This is a genomic window from Lysobacter sp. N42, assembly GCF_004344885.1.
In genome coordinates this window covers 1-19,307 of sequence record NZ_SKFB01000051.1, presented here as the reverse complement: position 1 = coordinate 19,307, position 19,307 = coordinate 1, and the positions used below count along the sequence as shown (strand labels likewise).

Here is a 19,307-nt window from a genome sequence, read left to right as displayed (position 1 = left end):
GCAGCACCACCATAAGTTTTTGCCAAAACCGTTGTGATTGCAGCGGTTAGAGTAGTTTTACCGTGGTCAACGTGACCGATTGTGCCTACGTTAACGTGCGGTTTTGAACGTTCAAACTTTTCTTTTGCCATGACTTTACTTTCCTATTTAAGTTAAAAGCCCGGCCCGCAAGGACCGGGACCAGACCTCAACTATTCTTTAGTGCTGCGAGCAGCAATAATTGCTTCTGCGATGTTGTTCGGAGCTTCTGCATACTTCAAGAACTCCATCGAGTAAGATGCGCGACCCTGTGTTTGAGAGCGCAAGTCAGTTGCGTAGCCAAACATTTCTGACAACGGAACCATTGCGTTTACAGCTTTCAAACCACCTGGAGCGTCTTCCATACCTTCGATCATGCCGCGACGACGGTTTAAGTCACCAACTACATCACCCATGAAGTCTTCAGGAGTGATAACTTCAACTTGCATGATAGGTTCAAGAATTGCTGGTTTCGCTTGCAAGGCACCTTTTTTGAAGCCCATGCTACCCGCGATTTTAAACGCCATCTCGTTCGAGTCAACATCGTGGTATGAACCATCGTACAACGTTGCTTTAACGCCAAGTACCGGGAAGCCTGCAAGAACACCGTTCTGCATTTGTTCCTGAATACCTTTGTCTACAGCAGGGATGTACTCTTTTGGTACAACACCACCTACGATTTCGTTTACGAACTCGTAAGTAGGCGCTTCGTCTTCTTCATCGTCGCTCTCGCCTTGATCAAGGGCTAGAGGTTCAAGACGAAGCCATACGTGACCGTACTGACCGCGACCACCTGATTGACGTACGAATTTACCTTCGACTTCAACAGATTGACGGATGCTTTCACGGTACGCTACCTGCGGCTTACCAACGTTACATTCAACTTTAAATTCACGCTTCATACGGTCAACGATGATATCTAGGTGAAGCTCACCCATACCAGAGATGATCGTTTGGCCTGACTCTTCGTCAGTTTTAACACGGAAAGACGGATCTTCCGCAGCCAATTTACCAAGCGCGATACCCATTTTCTCTTGGTCAGCCTTAGTTTTAGGCTCTACCGCTACAGAGATTACAGGCTCTGGGAATTCCATACGCTCTAGAACGATAATACGTTCGTGAGCACATAGCGTGTCACCAGTAGTTACGTCTTTAAGACCGATAGCTGCTGCGATGTCACCCGCGCGAACTTCTTTAAGTTCTTCACGGTTGTTTGAGTGCATCTGTACGATACGACCAAAACGCTCTTTCTTCTGCTTAACAGAGTTATATACAGAATCACCAGCGTTAACTACACCAGAGTAAACACGGAAGAACGTCAACGTACCTACGAACGGGTCAGTTGCGATCTTAAATGCTAGTGCAGCGAAAGGTTCGTTGTCGTCTGAAGCACAGCTCGCTTCTTCACCATTCTCAAGAACACCACGGATGTCTTTAACTTCCGTAGGAGATGGTAAGTAGTCGATAACTGCGTCCAATACAGCCTGAACACCTTTGTTCTTAAATGCAGAACCACAAAGAACAGGTACGATTTCGTTACCTAGGGTACGAATACGTAAGCCTTCTTTGATCTCTTCTTCAGTGAGCTCACCTTCTTCAAGGTATTTGTTCATAAGCTCTTCAGTAGCTTCAGCAGCAGCTTCCACTAGTTCTGAATGAAGTTCTTCAGCTTCGTCTACAAGGTCAGCTGGAATTTCGTCAAGGGTAAACGTAGTACCTTGGTCTTCTTCGTTCCAGTTGATTGCCTTCATTTTTACAAGGTCAACAAGCCCTTTGTAGTCGTCTTCAGCTCCGATTGGAATCTGAAGAGGTACAGGGTTAGCTGCCAAGCGCGTTTTCATTTGGTTAACAACGCTCATGAAGTCCGCACCCATGCGGTCCATCTTGTTTACGAATACCATGCGAGGTACTTCGTATTTGTTCGCCTGACGCCAAACTGTTTCAGTTTGCGGCTGAACACCAGATGATGCACAAAGTACAACTACCGCACCGTCAAGTACACGTAGTGAACGCTCTACTTCTACAGTAAAGTCAACGTGACCAGGGGTGTCGATGATGTTGATGCGGTGCTCAGGGAATTGCTGAGCCATACCAGACCAGAAACATGTAGTAGCAGCAGACGTGATGGTGATACCACGCTCTTGTTCCTGCTCCATCCAGTCCATTGTTGCTGCACCGTCGTGTACCTCACCAATTTTGTGAGAGATACCAGTGTAGAACAATACACGCTCAGTCGTGGTTGTTTTACCTGCGTCTACGTGAGCACAGATACCGATATTACGGTAACGCTCAATCGAAGTTTTTCTTGCCACAATACAATCCTCTTAGTTAGAGCGTGATTACCAGCGGTAGTGTGCAAACGCTTTGTTCGCGTCAGCCATGCGGTGAACATCTTCACGCTTCTTAACTGCAGAACCTTTGTTCTGTGAAGCGTCAAGCATTTCGCCAGCCAAACGGCCAGCCATTGATTTTTCACCACGAGTACGTGCAGCGTCTACCATCCAGCGCATTGCTAGCGTGTTACGACGTACAGGACGTACTTCTACTGGTACTTGATATGTAGAACCACCCACACGGCGAGATTTAACCTCTACCGCAGGACGGATGTTGTCTAGTGCGTCCTCGAATACTTCGAGGTGCTCTTTTCCTGCTTTCTCGGCCACGATGTCTAAAGCACCGTAAACGATTTTTTCAGCGACTGATTTTTTACCATCAACCATGACAACGTTGATGAACTTAGCCAACAACTCTGATCCGAACTTAGGATCTGGAAGGATTTTACGTTGACCTATGACGCGTCTTCTAGGCATTAGATTTCTCCGATATCTTCAGGGTATTACCCAAAACGTTATAATTCAGTTTGGCCTTACTAGAACGGAGAACCGTTAAGATTTAGGCCGTTTCGCGCCGTATTTAGAACGGCCTTGTCTACGGTCATTTACGCCTGCACAGTCAAGTGCGCCGCGAACCGTGTGATAACGAACACCTGGCAAGTCTTTTACACGACCGCCACGGATAAGTACCACACTGTGCTCTTGCAAGTTATGGCCTTCACCGCCGATGTATGAAGTTACTTCGTAGCCGTTCGTTAAACGAACACGGCAAACTTTACGAAGTGCTGAGTTTGGTTTCTTAGGAGTGGTGGTGTACACACGAGTACAAACACCACGACGTTGTGGGCAAGCCTGAAGCGCGGGGACAGAACTTTTCTCCACCGGCTTTTTGCGTGGCTTACGCACTAATTGGTTAACTGTTGCCATGGTTTCTCCACTTTTAACATCAATAATTGCAACAAAAGAGCGGCACTTTCATGAGTTTCCCCATCAAGCGCCACTTCAATGTTTATGCGTGTTTTATGGTCTCAGTCGCTAAATCGTGACCTAAAACAAACTGTTTCCCCTACTTGGGGAGGGCGAATTTTATAGGTCATTAAATGGACTGTCAAGGCGTAACGGCGATCTATGCGTTGAGTTACAAGGCTTGGCAATAAAGCTTGTAACTCAACGCTGAGAGGTTTTATTAGATTACTCTTCTATCCGATCATCGAGCGAGGTTCTGTGGGTACTGACCTGAACATCGATAATTTCGCCATCGGCATTATAAAAAATGATAGTTGTAACAACTACAATCTCAGTGGAAGTTACATAAGTTTCGGTACTCACATCTACGGTGCCTGCTCCTGATGATGCAGTCATCAAGTGATCCGTTTGGCCGTAAGCGGAGTCCTCAATTTTTCTCGCATTGCGAGGAATATCAACTGGTTCTACGAAAAATATCTCACCCCTATGGTTTAGGGCAACGACCAAATATTGATGTCCAACTCTCACGATTTCCGTGCAATTCAACTGACACTCCAATTGCTCAGCAGACAATACACTACGAGTTGGATTAGCTTCAGCGGGCGAGGAGAGAATAAAAGTTGAAATAACGAGTGAAACAAATATTAAAGATTTTAAAAATTTCATTTTCCTTTTTCCTTTTTCCTTTTTCCTTTTTCCTTTTTCCTTTTTCTTTTTTCTTTTTTCTTTAGAAAATTTGTGGTTATTTTTTATACAACTTGTATCAGGCTAGCAGTCGATATTTATTTAGGCAATAAAAAACCCAGCCGAGGCTGGGTTTTTGTTCGCAATATGAATTGCTTAATCGTCTTGCGCTTCGCTTTCGTCTGAACCTTCGCTTCTGCTTAGTTCTTCAGATAGCTGCTGGGAAGCTTCTTCGGCAGTTACGGTTTGCTCGACCATAGTTTCGCGACGCTTGCGCAAACGCTCTTGGTGGTAAGCATAACCTGTACCTGCAGGAATCAAACGACCTACGATAACGTTCTCTTTCAGACCACGTAAGTTGTCTTCTTTTCCTTGTACCGCAGCTTCTGTCAGTACGCGCGTTGTTTCTTGGAACGACGCCGCAGAAATGAACGACTCAGTTGAAAGTGACGCTTTGGTAATACCTAGTAACTGACGCTCGAATGTAGCAGGCATTTTGCCAGCAGTTTCTAGCGCACGGTTTACTTCAATTACGTCTGAGTACTCAACCTGTTCACCTTCAAGCAACTGAGAGTCGCCCGGGCTCATAATAATTACCTTACGCAACATCTGACGTACGATGACTTCGATGTGCTTATCGTTAATTTTTACACCCTGTAAGCGGTAAACTTCTTGCACTTCGTTAGTGATGTAGTTTGCTACAGCAGACACACCACGTAGACGCAAGATGTCGTGAGGTGCTTCAGGACCGTCGGCAATAACTTCACCTTTGGCAACCTGTTCACCTTCGAACACGTTAAGTTGACGCCACTTCGGAATCATCTCTTCGTACTGCTCGCCATCACCTTTAGTGATGATTAAGCGGCGCTTACCTTTAGTTTCTTTACCGAAGGTAATCGTACCGGTTTCTTCTGCAAGAATTGCAGGTTCTTTCGGCTTACGCGCTTCGAATAAGTCAGCAACACGTGGTAGACCACCCGTGATGTCGCGTGTTTTCGAACCTTCTTGAGGGATACGTGCCAACGTGTCACCCACGTTAACCGCTTCACCGTCACCAAGAGATACGATTGCACCACCAGGTAGGAAGTACTGCGCTGGCATATCTGTTCCAGCGATGTTTACGTCCTTACCTTTACCATCAACAAGTTTTACAGCCGGACGCATGTCTTTACCAGCACTGGTACGTTCACCAGTTTCTAGAACAACTACGCTGGTTAAGCCTGTTAGTTCGTCCGTTTGTGTACGCATGGTCACACCGTCGATCATGTCGACAAATTTAATCTTACCTTTTACTTCGGTAATGATTGGGTGTGTATGCGGGTCCCAGTTCGCTACGATTTCGCCAGCTTCTACTTCAGCTTCATCACGCTTCTTCAACACCGCACCGTAAGGCACTTTGTAGCGCTCGCGCTCTGCACCGTGTTGGTCAATAAGCGTTAGCTCTGCTGAACGTGAAGTAATGACTAAGTGCTTGTCTGAGTTTTCAACGTGCTTCGCGTTATGTAGCTTGATGCTACCCGCGTTTTTCACTTGAACACTATTTTCAGCTGACGCACGAGATGCCGCACCACCGATGTGGAACGTACGCATCGTTAACTGTGTACCTGGTTCACCGATTGACTGTGCAGCAATAACACCTACCGACTCACCGTCGTTCACTAAGTGTCCGCGTGCAAGGTCACGGCCATAACAGTGTGAACACACACCATGTAGAGACTCACAGGTAATTACAGAACGAACTTTAACTTCGTCCACTGAGTTCTCTTCAAGAACGTCACACCATTTTTCGTCAAGCATTGTGTTACGTGCAACCAATACTTCTTCAGTACCTGGCTTCATCACGTCTTCACAAACAACACGTCCGAGAACACGCTCACGTAATGGTTCTACAACGTCACCACCTTCAATCAATGGCTTCACTGACAACCCATCGAACGTGCCACAGTCAGACTCGCTCACAACTAAATCTTGAGCAACGTCTACTAGACGACGTGTTAGGTAACCTGAGTTCGCTGTCTTCAATGCGGTATCCGCCAAACCTTTACGCGCACCGTGCGTAGAGATGAAGTACTGAAGTACGTTCAAACCTTCACGGAAGTTCGCAACGATTGGGGTTTCGATGATTGAGCCGTCTGGCTTAGCCATCAAACCACGCATACCCGCTAGCTGACGAATCTGTGCAGGTGAACCACGCGCTCCAGAGTCCGCCATCATGAATACTGAGTTAAATGCTTTTTGCTCTTCTTGCTCGCCCTTCGCATTCACTACAGTTTCTTTCGACAGGTTCTCCATCATGGCCTTAGAAACTTTTTCGTTCGCTGTAGACCAGATATCGATAACTTTGTTGTATTTCTCGCCCGCAGTTACCAAGCCTTGCTCAAACTGTTCTTGAATTTCAGCAACTTGGTTTTCTGCGTCTTCGATGATTTCTGCTTTCGCTGCTGGGATTTCCATGTCGTTGATACCAACAGAAGCACCTGAAATCATTGCGAAATGGAAACCGGTGTACATCAATTGGTCAGCGAAGATAACTGTTGGCTTCAAGCCACAGTCGCGGTAACAGCGGTTCAACAAACGTGAAATCTGCTTTTTACCCATATCTTGGTTAATCAACTCGAAAGGCATGCCTTCAGGCATGATTAAAGAGAAGATTGCGCGACCTACCGTTGTTTCAACGATATGCGTTTCGCGAACCAAGTTACCTTCTTCGTCTAGGCGAGAGTCGTTAATACGCACCTTCACGCGTGAGTGAAGCTCTGCCTGGCCAGCACGATATGCTTTTTCGGCTTCTTTAGGGCTCTTAAATACCATGCCCTCGCCTTTTCCGTTTACCTTCTCGCGTGTCATGTAGTACACACCCAAGACAACGTCTTGTGAAGGAACGATAATTGGCTCACCACTTGCTGGTGAAAGAATGTTGTTCGTTGACATCATCAACGCACGTGCTTCCATTTGCGCTTCAAGCGTTAATGGAACGTGAACAGCCATTTGGTCACCGTCGAAGTCGGCGTTATATGCCGCACACACTAGTGGGTGCAACTGAATCGCTTTACCTTCGATAAGCACCGGTTCAAACGCTTGGATACCCAAACGGTGAAGTGTTGGTGCACGGTTTAGTAGTACTGGGTGTTCGCGAATTACTTCGTCTAGGATATCCCAAACTTCAGCAGTTTCACGCTCTACCATTTTCTTCGCAGCTTTAATGGTGGTCGCTAAACCGCGTCCTTCTAGCTTGCCGTAGATAAATGGTTTGAATAGCTCAAGTGCCATCTTCTTAGGAAGACCACACTGGTGTAAGCGTAACTTAGGACCAACTGTGATTACAGAACGGCCAGAGTAGTCAACGCGCTTACCAAGTAGGTTCTGACGGAAACGACCTTGCTTACCTTTGATCATGTCAGCCAAAGATTTCAATGGACGCTTGTTAGAACCCGTAATTGCACGACCACGACGACCGTTGTCTAGCAACGCATCAACCGCTTCTTGTAACATACGTTTTTCGTTGCGCACGATGATGTCTGGCGCAGCAAGGTCAAGTAGACGCTTCAAACGGTTATTACGGTTGATTACACGACGGTATAGGTCGTTTAAGTCAGAGGTCGCAAAACGACCACCGTCTAGTGGTACAAGCGGACGTAAATCTGGTGGAAGCACTGGTAATACGCGCAAGATCATCCACTCAGGTTTGTTTCCTGAGAAGTGGAATGACTCAAGCAATTTCAAGCGCTTGCTGATCTTCTTACGCTTAGTTTCAGAGTTAGTTTCTGGCAACTCTTCACGCATAGAGCGGATTTCAGCTTCAAGGTCGATAGCACGTAATAAATGAAGTACAGCTTCTGCACCCATTTTCGCTTCGAACTCGTCGCCGTGCTCTTCTAGTGCGTCTAAGTATTCTTCTTCAGACAACAATGAACCAACTTCTAGTGAAGTTAGGCCAGCGTCTATAACCACATAAGATTCGAAGTAAAGAATACGCTCGATATCCCGAAGCGTCATGTCCATCATCAAACCGATACGGCTTGGTAATGACTTCAAGAACCAAATGTGTGCAACCGGGCTTGCGAGTTCAATATGACCCATGCGCTCACGGCGAACTTTAGTCAATGTAACTTCAACGCCACATTTCTCACAGATCACACCACGATGCTTCAAACGCTTGTATTTACCACACAAGCACTCGTAGTCTTTGACCGGACCAAAGATACGCGCACAGAAAAGACCGTCACGTTCTGGCTTGAACGTACGGTAATTGATGGTTTCTGGCTTCTTCACTTCACCAAAAGACCAGCTTCGGATTTGGTCTGGAGACGCCAAACCAATACGAATGCGGTCAAATTCATCACCATCTTTTGTCGGCTTCAAAAGCTTTAATAAATCTTTCACGTTTCATCTCCTGTCGGAGTTAAGTCTTGCTAGGAGCCCCGCAGGGCTCCTACCCCGGGGTCTTTAATCGTCTTCCAGCTCGATATTGATACCGAGAGAGCGAATTTCTTTCAACAATACGTTGAACGACTCCGGCATACCTGGATCCATCTGATGGTTACCATCAACAATGTTCTTGTACATCTTCGTACGGCCGTTGACGTCGTCTGATTTCACCGTCAGCATTTCTTGCAACGTGTACGCTGCGCCGTATGCTTCAAGTGCCCAAACTTCCATCTCACCGAAACGCTGACCACCGAACTGAGCTTTACCACCCAATGGCTGTTGCGTTACGAGGCTGTAAGAACCTGTTGAACGAGCATGCATTTTGTCGTCTACCAAGTGGTTCAGTTTCAGCATGTACATGTAACCCACCGTAACTGGACGCTCGAAAGAGTCACCGGTACGGCCGTCAAACAATGTAATCTGACCTGAACGTGGTAGGTCTGCTAGCTCTAGCAAGCCTTTAATTTCTTCCTCTACAGCACCGTCGAATACTGGCGTTGCAATTGGAAGACCTTTCTTCAAGTTTCCAGCTAAACGTAATACTTCTTCGTCGCTGAAATCTTTAATATTAACTTGCTGACGACCACTTCCGAGGTCGTAAACTTTCTGTAGGAACTCACGTACAGACTTCACTTTTTCTTGTGCTTCAAGCATGTGCTCGATCTTACGACCGATACCGCGAGCAGCTGCACCAAGGTGCGTTTCAAGAATCTGACCGACGTTCATACGAGACGGTACACCTAGTGGGTTCAATACGATATCCACTGGCTCACCGTTTTCGTCGTAAGGCATATCTTCTACAGGAACGATTGTAGAGATAACACCTTTGTTCCCGTGACGACCTGCCATTTTGTCACCAGGCTGAATGCGACGTTTAACCGCTAGGTAAACTTTCACAATTTTCAGTACGCCAGGCTGTAGGTCATCACCTTGAGTGATTTTGCGACGCTTCGCTTCATAACGCTTGTCGTAGTCGTCACGAATGTCCGCGTGCTGAGCAGCAAGTTGCTCAAGATCTTGTTGAGCGTCTTCGCTCTTCAAGTTCTGTGTTAGCCATTTTGGGCGATCAAGTGCAGCAAGTTTCGACTCATCAAAACCGTTTGCAAGCAACAAGCTACGAACACGAGTGAAGATACCTTCTTCAAGAATCTTGAACTCGTCAGTTAAGTCTTTCTTAACTTGCTCAAGTTGCATTGCTTCAATGTCTAACGCACGTTTGTCTTTCTCGATACCGTCGCGAGTAAATACTTGTACGTCGATAACCGTACCATTTACACCATTTGGTACACGCAAAGAGCTGTCTTTAACGTCTGACGCTTTCTCACCAAAGATTGCACGTAGTAGCTTCTCTTCAGGTGTAAGTTGCGTTTCACCTTTAGGTGTAACTTTACCTACAAGGATGTCGCCGCCATTCACTTCAGCACCGATGTAAACAACACCAGATTCGTCCAGCTTGCTCAATGCAGACTCACCCACGTTTGGAATATCTGAAGTTACTTCTTCAGAACCAAGTTTGGTGTCACGTGCAATACAGCTTAACTCTTGAATGTGAATCGTGGTTAAACGGTCTTCTTGAACTACGCGTTCACTAATAAGGATTGAATCCTCAAAGTTATAACCATTCCAAGGCATGAACGCTACGCGCATGTTTTGACCAAGCGCTAGTTCACCCATGTCCGTAGAAGGACCGTCTGCAAGTACGTCGCCACGTTGCACTGGCTCGCCACTGCGAACGTTAGGAATTTGGTTAATACACGTGTTCTGGTTAGAACGTGTGTACTTAGTCAGGTTGTAAATGTCGATACCCGCTTCTCCAGGTACCATTTCTTCTTCATTTACACGAACAACGATACGCGCCGCGTCAACGAAATCTACAACACCGCCGCGTTTAGCAACAACAGTTACACCTGAGTCAACCGCTACTGTGCGCTCGATACCCGTACCTACTAGAGGTTTGTCTGCGCGCAAGCTTGGTACTGCTTGACGTTGCATGTTCGAGCCCATCAATGCACGGTTGGCGTCATCGTGTTCTAGGAACGGAATCAAGCTCGCTGCAACCGATACGATTTGCTGCGGTGAAACGTCCATGAACTGAATTTCGCTACGGTTCATTAACGTGAATTCGTTGTTGAAACGACAAGGTACTAATTCTTCAACGATCTCGCCTTTGTCGTTCAATTCGATGTTCGCCTGTGCGATTGCGAATTTACCTTCTTCAATCGCAGACAAATAATCAACGTCGTCGGTAACCACACCGTCAACAACCTTACGATAAGGTGTTTCTAGGAAACCATACTCATTGGTACGTGAGAACGTAGACAAAGAGTTGATTAGACCGATGTTCGGACCTTCCGGTGTTTCAATCGGACATAGGCGACCGTAGTGTGTTGGGTGTACGTCACGTACTTCGAAGCCTGCACGCTCACGTGTTAAACCACCCGGACCTAATGCAGAAATACGACGCTTGTGCGTAACTTCTGAAAGCGGGTTGTTTTGGTCCATGAACTGAGACAATTGGCTTGAACCAAAGAACTCTTTAACCGCAGCTGAAATAGGCTTCGCGTTAATTAGGTCTTGCGGCATGATGCTGTCTAAGTCACCTTGACTTAAACGCTCTTTCACAGCGCGCTCTACACGAACTAGGCCAACACGGAATTGGTTCTCTGCCATTTCGCCTACTGAACGAATACGGCGGTTACCCAAGTGGTCAATGTCATCCACTACATCGATACCGTTACGGATTTCGATAAGCTTCTTCATGACATCAACGATATCTTCTTTCGCTAATGTGCCAGCACCTGTTTGTTCGTCACGACCTAAACGGCGGTTGAACTTCATGCGACCTACTGTAGACAAGTCATAGCGGTCGTCTGTGAAGAACAAGTTTTCAAACAAGCTTTCTGCTGCGTCTTTAGTTGGCGGCTCGCCCGGACGCATCATGCGGTAAATTTCAACTAACGCTTCTAACTTGTTGGTAGTTGAGTCAATACGCATGGTTTCGCTGATGTAAGGACCATGGTCTAGGTCGTTTACAAACAACGTTTCAAATTTCTTAAAGCCAGCTTCACGCAGTTCCGCAAGTAGCTCTAATGTGAGCAAGCTGTTCGCAGGCGCTACAACTTCACCTGTCTTCTTGTTCACATAATCTTTCGCAAGTACTTTGTCGACCAAGTAATCTACTGGTACTTCCATTTCCTTGATTTTTAAGTCGCCTATCTGCTTGATGTGACGCGCCGTTACACGACGGCCTTTTTCAACGATCACATCACCGTCTGGGCTCTTAATCTCGAACAATGCAGTTTCACCACGAAGACGCTCTGGAACCAGTTCCATGAAGATCTTGTCGCGGCGTACTTCGAATTTTGTAGTTTCGAAGAACATTTCGAGAATTTGCTCGTCGTTGAACTCAAGTGCGCGCAAAATAATAGTTGCAGGCAATTTACGACGGCGATCGATACGCACGAATACGTTGTCTTTCGGGTCAAACTCGAAGTCGAGCCATGAACCACGGTAAGGGATAACGCGTGCGTTATATAAAACTTTACCTGAAGAGTGTGTTTTACCACGGTCGTGGTCAAAGAACACACCAGGTGAGCGGTGTAGCTGAGAAACGATAACACGCTCTGTACCATTAATAACAAAGGTACCGTTTTCAGTCATGAGCGGAATTTCGCCCATGTACACTTCTTGTTCTTTAATGTTTTTAACGGTGCCTGCCGGCGCGTCTTTGTCATAGATAACAAGACGTAAAGTTACGCGCAAAGGAGCAGAATATGTAACACCGCGAATTTGACATTCATTAACATCAAAAACAGGCTCTCCAAGGCGATAGCTGACGTATTGCAGCTCGGTGTTGCCGGAGTAGCTTGCAATAGGGAATACCGAACTAAACGCTGCTTCTAAGCCATATTGGCCTTCGTCGTCTGGTTCAATAAACTTCTTAAATGAGTCAAGCTGTGTTGAGAGCAAATACGGAACTTCTAGTACGTGGGGACGTTTCCCGAAGTCCTTACGAATACGTTTTTTTTCAGAGTAGGAGTACGCCATGGGGTTCCTCAGCTAGCTGATTTCTGACCCAAGCTGCCTATATTTTGGCAGCAGCCAACAGATTTCGTCACAATCCGTCCGCCTGTGTTCGGTTGTAAGATGAAGTCGGAACACAGGAAACCGACCTATCCTTTTTAGCGCAAAAAGGCTGGTGATTGTAAAATCACCAGCCTAAAGCCTTTTACGGCCTTAATTCAAGTTAAGAGTATTACTTAACTTCAACTTCAGCACCAGCTTCTTCAAGCTGCTTCTTCAGTTCTTCGGCTTCGTCTTTAGACACGCCTTCTTTAACTGCTACTGGAGCAGACTCAACCATTGCTTTAGCTTCTTTCAAGCCAAGGCCAGTTGCGCCGCGTACAGCTTTGATTGCAGCAACTTTGTTACCGCCAGCAGCTTTAAGTACTACGTCAAATTCAGTTTTCTCTTCCGCCGCACCAGCGTCACCGCCTGCAGCTGGACCAGCAGCTACTGCAACAGCAGCAGAAGCGTCAACACCGAATTTTTCTTCAGCAGCTTCGATCAACTCAACCAATTCCATAACTGGCATTTCAGCGATCGCGTTTAAGATATCTTCTTTAGTCAGAGCCATTTCTCTAAACTCCCGGGTTTAAGTAAATAAAAATAAATTGTTAAGTCGCTTATTTGGCGTCTTTGATTGCAGACATAACGCGAACGAATTTCGTAGGTACTTCGTTGATAGTACGAACAAATTTCGATACAGGCGCTTTGAATGTCGCAAGCAATTTGGCCAACGCTTCGTCGCGTGTTGGAAGTGATGCTACAGCGTCTAACTTCTCAGGACCTAGTAGGCCAGAGCCGAGAGAAAGTGCAGTCACTTGCAGTTTCTTGTTTTCCTTAGCGAAATCTTTAAACAGACGAGCTGCTCCGCCAGGTGCTTCAATAGAGAAGCCATAAACAAGAGGACCTGTTAGTGCCGGATCCATGTCTTCGAACTTAGTGCCTTGTAAAGCGCGCTTCGCCAAAGTGTTACGAATAACTTTTAAGTAAACACCTTGCTCACGAGCTTGTGCACGAAGTACGGTCATGTCCGCTACTTCCATACCACGATACTCAGCAACAGCGACGGATAGAGCTTCTGAAGCTACTTCGTTAACTTCTTTAACGATCAGCTTTTTTGCTTCTAAACCTAGTGCCACTAGTATCACCTCGTTTTTTAAGGGAAACGGAAAAACCGTACCCTATCGTTACAATTTGGTGAGCTCGCATAATGCTTACTCACCGCTTTGTCACGGTGAATCTCTTACCCAGAGAGTCTGAGTCGGATATCACCATCTGCGCAGGCCCTTCTCAAAGAAGAAGCAATTAAGTTCGTGCCTCGCGGCATGAACACCTGCGGTCTTGGATGAGAGCCACTTCAACAACTACTTGAGGAGGCGACTCCAACCCTAAAACCATGCTTTATACGTCGCGATTAACCGCGCGCGTCTAAAGTACCTTGATCAACGCGAACGCCAGCACCCATAGTGGTTGAAAGGCTTACGCGGCTGATGTAAGTACCTTTGGCTGAAGAAGGCTTCGCTTTCTTCAATGCAACCAAAAGTGCTTCTAAGTTTTCTTTCAATTTCGCATCTTCGAAATCTACACGACCGATGGTGCAGTGAATGATACCGTTCTTGTCGTTACGGTAGCGTACCTGACCAGCTTTCGCGTTTTGTACAGCTGTTTCAACGTCTGGAGTAACCGTACCAGTTTTAGGGTTAGGCATAAGACCACGAGGACCTAATACTTGACCCAACTGACCAACAACGCGCATTGCGTCTGGAGTTGCGATTACCACGTCAAAATTCATTTCACCTTTCTTCACCTGTTCAGCAAGGTCTTCCATGCCTACTAAGTCAGCGCCCGCAGCTTTTGCTTTATCTACGTTTGCGCCAGAAGTGAATACAGCTACTCGAACGTCGCGTCCTGTACCGTTAGGTAGAACAGTTGCGCCACGTACGTTTTGATCTGATTTACGAGCGTCGATGCCAAGGTTCACTGCAACGTCTACGCTTTCAGTGAATTTAGCAGTCGCTAATTTTTTCAATAAGCCAATCGCTTCAGTTACGTCGTAGTCACGAGTACTATCGATCGCTTCGCGGATTGCTTTCATACGCTTAGTTAAACGTGCCATGACTTACCCCTCTACCTTCAAGCCCATTGAACGAGCAGAACCGGCGATTGTACGCACAGCAGCGTCCATATCAGCAGCAGTTAAGTCTGGTTCTTTGGTCTTCGCGATTTCTTCCAGTTGAGCGCGCGTCACAGTACCCACTTTTTCAGTGTTAGGACGGCCAGATCCGCTCTTGATACCTGCAGCTTTTTTCAACAAGAAAGACGCTGGAGGAGTCTTAGTAATGAACGTGAAAGAACGGTCTTCAAAGACAGTAATTTCAACTGGAACCGGAGCGCCTTTTTCTAGGCTGTCTGTTTGTGCGTTGAACGCTTTACAGAACTCCATGATGTTCACACCGTGCTGACCTAGAGCAGGACCAACCGGTGGTGAAGGGTTTGCCGCACCAGCTGCTACTTGCAGCTTAATGATGGCGGAAACTTTCTTTGCCATGATATAAACCTCTGTTTTTAGGGTTAAACGCCTCGTATACCAAGAGGAGACATACTCAAACGGCTACCCAAATTCCAAAAAACGGAGGCGGATTGTATAGGAATCCGCCAGCGTGATCAACCTTTTTCGACTTGACTGAAATCCAAATCGACTGGCGTTGAACGACCAAAAATAGATACCGACACTTTCATGCGGCTTTTTTCGTAATCGACTTCTTCAACTGTACCGTTGAAATCTGCGAACGGACCGTCGATAACACGAACCATTTCACCTGGTTCGAACAATGTTTTCGGACGTGGTTTGTCTGCAGACTCAGTAAGGCGGTTAAGAATCGCATCAGCTTCTTTTTGTGAAATTGGAGCTGGACGCTCTGCTGTTCCACCAATAAAGCCAAGAACGCGAGGCGTGCTTTTTACTAAGTGCCATGTTTCATCGTCCATAGCCATTTCAACAAGCACGTAACCTGGGAAGAACTTGCGCTCACTTTTACGTTTTTGCGTACCGCGCATTTCTACAACTTCTTCAGTAGGCACAAGAATTTGACCGAAACGGTCTTCCATACCGTGAAGCTTTACTTGCTCTTGTAGAATTTTAGAAACACGACCTTCATAGCCTGAGAAAGCTTGAACTACGTACCAACGTTTTTTTGCTTGTTCTGCCATAATTGCTCTCCCAGCCTAATTAAACCGAAACGCCTGTTGCAAAGCCAACAACGCGTACAAGAATACCGTCTAAGCCCCAAAGTATAAGAGCAACTACCAATGTAGCCGCTAACACGATAAGTGTTGTATTGGTGGCTTCTTTACGCGAAGGCCAAACAACCTTGCGTACTTCAGTGCGACTTTCTTTTGCAAAACCTAAGAACTGTTTACCACGAGCTGTTGTTGCAGCGAAGAACGCCGCTGCCGCTACTAATGCAATAACGCCTAGCGCACGGAATACAACAGAAACTTCGCCATAGTAAGAATTACCAACAACCGCAGCAGCTAAAAGCGCGATGGCGAGCACCCATTTTACGATATCCATTGGGTTTGATTGACTCTCAGTGTTTGCACTCATGTTTTCAAAATCCTGCACATCTTTGCGTTGAAAGTGCGTACGCTACGCACACACCTAAAAATTCTGGCAGGGGTGGAGGGATTCGAACCCCCAACCGTCGGTTTTGGAGACCGCTGTTCTACCAATTGGAACTACACCCCTAAAACAAACTACATCCATTCATGCGATACACTAACCTTGTGCGTTTCAAAACATGCGTTGGCATGCAAGGGAAAGTAAAGGGAAGTGACCAGAATGGACGCGTCATTATACCGATAGACTCGGTAAAAGCAAGCGCAGGTTGGGAGGAAATTCGCTTAGAATCGATAACCTATTTGCACACCGGTTGTGCTGGTATTTTCAACGTCACTAAAGCTGTAGCCGGTAAAGAAACCAACATGAAAGCCTGACTGTTCAATGCCATTGAAAAAGTAGTTGTAGGTAGCGGCCAAACCTAGCATGGAGTCAGCGCGCCAGTATGTACTTCCATTTCTTAAGCGGGTGGTAACCTCACTTCCTAAGCTTCCCGCATATAACCCTAAGGCGTGTTTATTACTCACATCTAATAGCTGTTGTAAAAGGTCGGTTCTTTGATAAGACACGCCTACTCCGAACAGTTCCCCGTAACGGTCGGTATTACTCATAATACCTGAGGAGGCACTCAAATAAGTGTTATCGAATGTGTATCCAGCGGAAGCGCCAATTCCAGTATAATTCACCCCAACGCCTGCTGCGAACTTTAAGTCTGTCCAATCAAACTCGTCAGCTTCAGCCTTTTGCGATACCAAGCCATTTAATACCAGTACCGCTGACAATAATAAAAATGGTTTCGCCATTACTGTTCCTAATCAAATGCGGGTTTAAAATGAGCGTGGTTCGTTAACAGTTCGTCTACACCCGCCTTCAAAGCCTGCTCATGTTGCCTCTTCGTTTCAGGCAAATACCCAATAACTTTAGCACCCTGATCATGAAATCTCGACACTACGCCTTTATTTAATATCGGAACACCTTTCAACACAGGCGGAACAGCGTAGGTTTGGTTTCGTTGGATACTGCCTAATCCGGGTAACCCGAAAAGTGCTGCCGTTCCCGCTCGGTAGCAAGCTTTGTCACGGGCCATAAACTTAGCCTTGGGAATACGGGCAGCAAGAATATCTTCATGCTGAGCGTTCCAACACAAAAATCTTGCGTGCTTTTCCAGAAAGTTCTTAACGCTATCGTCAGAAGTCAGTGCATGCAGTTTAGTAATCGTTTGCGCCGCGTTTTCCGGCTTTATATCCAGAATCCAGTCGAACTTTGAGAACTCCTCGAAGAACTCATCAAAAAACAGCAAGCGTTGTCCGTTCGGTAGCTCCACTCGTTGTAATTCAGCTCTAGACATCAGATGAATAGGTACGAAATGGCGAGCAATCCGACCCAAATCTGGGTCGTGACACAAAACAATATGGCCGTCGCTTGAGCAGCGCAGGTCGGTTTCCAAATGAGTGAAACCATGCTCTAGCGCTGCCCTAAACGATTCGGCCGTATTTTCCGTAGTTGACTCACAGTACCCACGATGGCTAATCCATGTGGTCACGTCGATATCTCCTCTTTAGCGACGAATTATTCTTCTGTTTCTTCGACGAGAAGTTCTAATGTATCGCCGGCAATGACTTCGATATCTTGTGTGTGAATAAAGTTCAATGTGTCTTCTGCGGTTGGGTCGTCTTCCGTGTCACATGTTAAGCCCAGCGTATAAGGGCCAGCAGCTACGAAACCAATTTCAAATGGGTATTCCATAGCTCCGTCATAATACACCGCTACACTCGCATAAGGATCTGACTCGTTGTCTTGGTTGTCTTGCATGTCTTCAACTGCAACACCTGCGCCTTCATAAAAGTACACCGACGCTACAGGAACAGATGCGTCTTCAGGGGCTACCGTACACTCGTTGTTGGTCAACAGCGCTTCGTCTAATCGACCATTGATATTACCGGTTTCGGCATTATCCACCAAACGAACACCTCGCGGCTTCAATTGGTATTGGCCAAGACCTGGAGGCGCAACAAGAGCCTGTCTAAGTTCAAATTCTAAGGTGTAGTTAAAAGTTTGGTTCGCCGTCAGCGTTAAACCATCAAGACGTAGTTGGTTGGAAGGAACGCGTAACGAAACTGTCTCGCCTCCGATAGTTTCTACGTAACTACCATTGTCAGCGATATTTAAGCGAAATTGCCCGTACTCACCTGGCTCAACTTCAACGCCTTCGATGAAGTCGCTCGAATTCGCACCTTGCAGGGTTAGCAAATCAAACCCGTGCGTATTTGGAATAACATTTCCAGTATTGTCGGTACACATGTCGTTAGGACCAACGACACCTTCGTCACCTACATTCATAGTTACCGGGTCGCCGTTACCCACAAGTTCAATACCTGAAAAGCACACAACTACTTTGTTTGCGTTTTCTACAGGAGCATCACTCACTCCAAGACTGAAGACAGCTGGTCCGCTGTTTGAAGAACTGTCGGAGCCACAACCGGCTACGCCCAACACCAGAAAAGCAGGTGCAAGTATTGCTTTGGTTAGTACTGAATTGTTCATAAATACTCCTAGCTACACTAATTTATGTACCCAGAGTGTAGAATATTATCCGCTAATATTCAGCCGCTTTACAGAAATATTGCACAATGGGGTCAGAGCACTCAGTGCACAATGGGGTCAGAGCACTCAGTGCTCTGACCCCGTCTTCAATATCGCTCTAAGCCATAGGCTTTGGGGGTTTCAGAGAAATTCTAAGAGGCTCCGCGCAATCCCCCTGTTGAAGCTGAGTTTACCTCTTAATCTATTGTTTATAACAACCTTTTCCTAAAAAACAAATGGGGTCAGAGCACCTAGTGCTCTGACCCCATCTTCTTTTGCGTACAAAAAAGCCCGCTCGAAGCGGGCTTTTCAATTCAGCTTGCTAGCTCTAGATTAGTCTACAATCTTAGATACTACGCCAGCACCTACTGTACGGCCTCCGGCTGAACATAGAGGCAAATACGTCCATGTAGCATCGCTCCGGCTCGGCCTCCATGCCTCACGTTAAAACCTGAGCGAGATGTACTCGCTCTTTCCGGTTTTAACCCTACCCGCAAACCGTGAAGCTGGCCTCCAAATACAAAAAAGCCCGCACGAAGCGGGCTTTTCAATTCAGCTTGCTAGCTCTAGATTAGTCTACAATCTTAGATACTACGCCAGCACCTACTGTA

The 19,307-nt window shown here is 46.4% G+C and carries 16 protein-coding genes and 1 tRNA gene; all 17 read right to left on the bottom strand.

Annotation, left to right across the window (positions count from 1 at the left end; translation table 11 throughout):
• On the bottom strand, positions 1 to 131 hold a 131-nt coding region (locus tag EYQ95_RS24025; protein WP_243699891.1), incomplete at its 3' end, for a GTP-binding protein.
• Positions 132 to 191: 60 nt separating this feature from the next.
• The gene (fusA, locus tag EYQ95_RS24020; RefSeq protein ID WP_111915290.1) at positions 192 to 2,330 is read right to left on the bottom strand and encodes an elongation factor G; all 2,139 of its coding nucleotides are present in this window, start codon (positions 2,328 to 2,330) and stop codon (positions 192 to 194) included.
• Between the two features lie 27 nt (positions 2,331 to 2,357).
• Complete coding sequence (gene rpsG, locus EYQ95_RS24015) at positions 2,358 to 2,828, bottom strand: 30S ribosomal protein S7 (protein ID WP_111915291.1); 471 nt, start codon at positions 2,826 to 2,828, stop codon at positions 2,358 to 2,360.
• 75 nt (positions 2,829 to 2,903) lie between these two features.
• A complete protein-coding gene (gene rpsL, locus EYQ95_RS24010; protein WP_111915292.1) occupies positions 2,904 to 3,278 on the bottom strand; it encodes a 30S ribosomal protein S12 in 375 nt (124 codons plus the stop codon).
• A gap of 264 nt (positions 3,279 to 3,542) precedes the next feature.
• Positions 3,543 to 3,983, bottom strand: a complete 441-nt coding sequence (locus EYQ95_RS24005; RefSeq protein WP_111915293.1) for a hypothetical protein — start codon at positions 3,981 to 3,983, stop codon at positions 3,543 to 3,545.
• Positions 3,984 to 4,157: 174 nt separating this feature from the next.
• A complete protein-coding gene (gene rpoC / locus EYQ95_RS24000) occupies positions 4,158 to 8,384 on the bottom strand; it encodes a DNA-directed RNA polymerase subunit beta' (RefSeq protein ID WP_111915294.1) in 4,227 nt (1,408 codons plus the stop codon).
• Positions 8,385 to 8,447: 63 nt separating this feature from the next.
• Entirely contained in the window at positions 8,448 to 12,476 is a 4,029-nt protein-coding gene (rpoB, locus tag EYQ95_RS23995) for a DNA-directed RNA polymerase subunit beta (RefSeq protein WP_111915295.1), read from the bottom strand.
• A 208-nt stretch (positions 12,477 to 12,684) separates the two neighbouring features.
• A complete protein-coding gene (gene rplL, locus EYQ95_RS23990; RefSeq protein WP_111915296.1) occupies positions 12,685 to 13,065 on the bottom strand; it encodes a 50S ribosomal protein L7/L12 in 381 nt (126 codons plus the stop codon).
• Positions 13,066 to 13,114: 49 nt separating this feature from the next.
• Positions 13,115 to 13,633, bottom strand: coding sequence for a 50S ribosomal protein L10 (rplJ, locus tag EYQ95_RS23985; protein WP_111915297.1), 519 nt, complete (start codon positions 13,631 to 13,633; stop codon positions 13,115 to 13,117).
• Positions 13,634 to 13,908: 275 nt separating this feature from the next.
• Positions 13,909 to 14,610 carry a 50S ribosomal protein L1 gene (gene rplA, locus EYQ95_RS23980; protein ID WP_111915298.1) on the bottom strand — a complete coding sequence of 234 codons (702 nt, stop codon included), beginning with the start codon at positions 14,608 to 14,610 and terminating at the stop codon, positions 13,909 to 13,911.
• Between the two features lie 3 nt (positions 14,611 to 14,613).
• A complete protein-coding gene (gene rplK / locus EYQ95_RS23975) occupies positions 14,614 to 15,042 on the bottom strand; it encodes a 50S ribosomal protein L11 (protein WP_111915299.1) in 429 nt (142 codons plus the stop codon).
• Positions 15,043 to 15,158: 116 nt separating this feature from the next.
• On the bottom strand, positions 15,159 to 15,704 hold the full coding sequence (gene nusG / locus EYQ95_RS23970; RefSeq protein ID WP_111915300.1) for a transcription termination/antitermination protein NusG: 546 nt from the start codon (positions 15,702 to 15,704) through the stop codon (positions 15,159 to 15,161).
• Positions 15,705 to 15,723: 19 nt separating this feature from the next.
• Positions 15,724 to 16,101 carry a preprotein translocase subunit SecE gene (gene secE, locus EYQ95_RS23965; RefSeq protein ID WP_111915301.1) on the bottom strand — a complete coding sequence of 126 codons (378 nt, stop codon included), beginning with the start codon at positions 16,099 to 16,101 and terminating at the stop codon, positions 15,724 to 15,726.
• A 64-nt stretch (positions 16,102 to 16,165) separates the two neighbouring features.
• A tRNA-Trp gene (locus EYQ95_RS23960) sits at positions 16,166 to 16,242 on the bottom strand.
• A gap of 155 nt (positions 16,243 to 16,397) precedes the next feature.
• Positions 16,398 to 16,916: a hypothetical protein gene (locus EYQ95_RS23955; RefSeq protein ID WP_111915302.1), complete on the bottom strand. Its 519-nt coding sequence runs from the start codon at positions 16,914 to 16,916 to the stop codon at positions 16,398 to 16,400.
• 8 nt (positions 16,917 to 16,924) lie between these two features.
• Positions 16,925 to 17,656 (bottom strand): glycerophosphodiester phosphodiesterase family protein, encoded by a 732-nt coding sequence (locus tag EYQ95_RS23950; RefSeq protein WP_165831964.1) that lies wholly within the window; start codon positions 17,654 to 17,656, stop codon positions 16,925 to 16,927.
• A gap of 26 nt (positions 17,657 to 17,682) precedes the next feature.
• Positions 17,683 to 18,657: a DUF4382 domain-containing protein gene (locus EYQ95_RS23945; protein ID WP_111915304.1), complete on the bottom strand. Its 975-nt coding sequence runs from the start codon at positions 18,655 to 18,657 to the stop codon at positions 17,683 to 17,685.
• Positions 18,658 to 19,307: the final 650 nt, after the last annotated feature.